The organism is Paenibacillus sp. NPDC056579, from assembly GCF_042793215.1.
Taxonomy (GTDB): domain Bacteria; phylum Bacillota; class Bacilli; order Paenibacillales; family NBRC-103111; genus Paenibacillus_S.
In genome coordinates this window covers 1-1,605 of sequence record NZ_JBHTVD010000043.1, presented here as the reverse complement: position 1 = coordinate 1,605, position 1,605 = coordinate 1, and the positions used below count along the sequence as shown (strand labels likewise).

2 protein-coding genes and 1 pseudogene are annotated in these 1,605 nt (G+C 41.8%); 1 reads left to right on the top strand and 2 read right to left on the bottom strand.

The genetic code is table 11. From position 1 onward, the window contains the following. Positions 1–91, top strand: a 91-nt coding sequence (locus ACFQ88_RS39665; RefSeq protein WP_377978853.1) for a hypothetical protein, incomplete at its 5' end; no start/stop codon positions are given. A gap of 73 nt (positions 92–164) precedes the next feature. Here ACFQ88_RS39665 and ACFQ88_RS39660 read toward each other — a convergent pair. Continuing rightward, positions 165–1,315, bottom strand: a protein-coding gene (locus ACFQ88_RS39660; RefSeq protein ID WP_087614160.1) for an IS3 family transposase whose coding sequence is annotated in 2 segments (ribosomal slippage) — positions 165–1,042 and positions 1,042–1,315 — 1,152 coding nt in all. Because the reading frame shifts where the segments join, the coding sequence is not laid out codon by codon here. A 159-nt stretch (positions 1,316–1,474) separates the two neighbouring features. Next, positions 1,475–1,605, bottom strand: a pseudogene (locus ACFQ88_RS39655) (hypothetical protein); the annotation flags it as partial.

The following is a 1,605-nucleotide window of genomic DNA, read 5'->3' as shown; positions in this document are numbered from 1 at the left end:
CTACTACACAAAAGCGACGAAGCGCCCCATTGTATCGGCGGCTGTTGTTGCCGGACTAGTGGCTTGGGCTGCCGCCAAACGATGCAGATAATCTCTGACCATAAGAACAACCCATGCTGTTCCGGGACTGACCCCCGTTTTTGAGACAGGGATCAAAACACCTTTTAAACAGCCAATTGCCGATAATTTATCGGTGATTGGTTGTTTAGTTTCGTTTGAATACGAATATTGTTATAATAATGAATGTATTCTATGACAGTGCGTTCTACGATGGCGGTCGTGGTTCGATCAATGCTGTTAAGATAGAACGTTTCAGACTTTAGTGAGGAATGAAACGATTCGATGGAGGCATTATCAGCGGGTGTCCCTTTGCGGGACATGCTCATGGTAATGCCTTTTGTTTTAACAGCTTTCTGATACTCGTAAGATGTATACACAGATCCTTGGTCACTATGTAACACGCAGTTCTCAGGCAGTGTTGGCAGTTGATCAAGTGTGTGTAAGACAAAGTCTGTGTCCTGCTTATCTCCAATCGTAAAAGCAATCACTTCTCCATTATATACATCCAATATACTGGAAAGGTACAATTGTTTCTGTCCATAAGGCAAATACGTGATGTCTGTTACTAGTTTTTCAAGAGGATGATCAGACTGAAAGTTCCTATCTAATATATTGTCGACCACGGCATATGGCTGCCCATTCTTCTTGCGCTTTTTCACCTTAACCCGGCACTGCCACTGATTTTTCTGCATAATACGCTGAACCGTTTTATGGTTAATACACATTCTCTTTTTTAATATAGCTGTGATTTTTCGATATCCATATCGATACTGGTGCTCTCGGCACAACGTGCCGATTTGTTTTTCTAAATGGCGCTTGGGATGATCTTTCTTCAGATTCTTCTTCCAACGATAATAAGACGAGCGAGAGATACCTAAATGAATACAGATATCCTGCACGGTCATTGTGCTGTGCAATTCTTCTACAAGTTCGACTGACGTTTGGCTATCAACTTCCTTTCCAATTCGTTGTACTTTTTTAACACTTCATTCTGTTGTCTCAGATATCGATTCTCTGCCTGCAGTTTCTCTAATTCGGAAGAATACTCCGGACCTTTTCCATAAGTGTATTGCTTACCAACAGGCTGTTCAAATCGATGTGTATCACCAGCCTTATACCATCTGACCCATGTCTTAATCTGCGTATTATTTTTGATATTCAACTCCTGCATGATCTCTTTCATAGGTACGCCTGCCAATCTCATTTCTACAGCCTTCTGTTTCACTTCAACCGGATAACTCACTCTTGTCCCCATAGAAAAAACACCTCCAAGTCTAATTTCGGATAACAATCATCCGTATTCAAACTTGAAGGTGTTTTTATTTGTCTCATCTTATGGGGTCAGTCCCTAAAGGGCGGGTTTTTTACTGCCATTTTTTCTGAACGATTCTCAAAGATGTGAATTCATCAAGTGTCAGCTCTCTTTTGGCAGACAGCTCATAGTCTTCCTCATCAGCCCAAGCGGTAAACCGCTCGACCGAAAAGCTGTTTTTCATGACGCTGTGTATGTAATGATAGAGCACCTGCTGATCATATTCGTCAGGC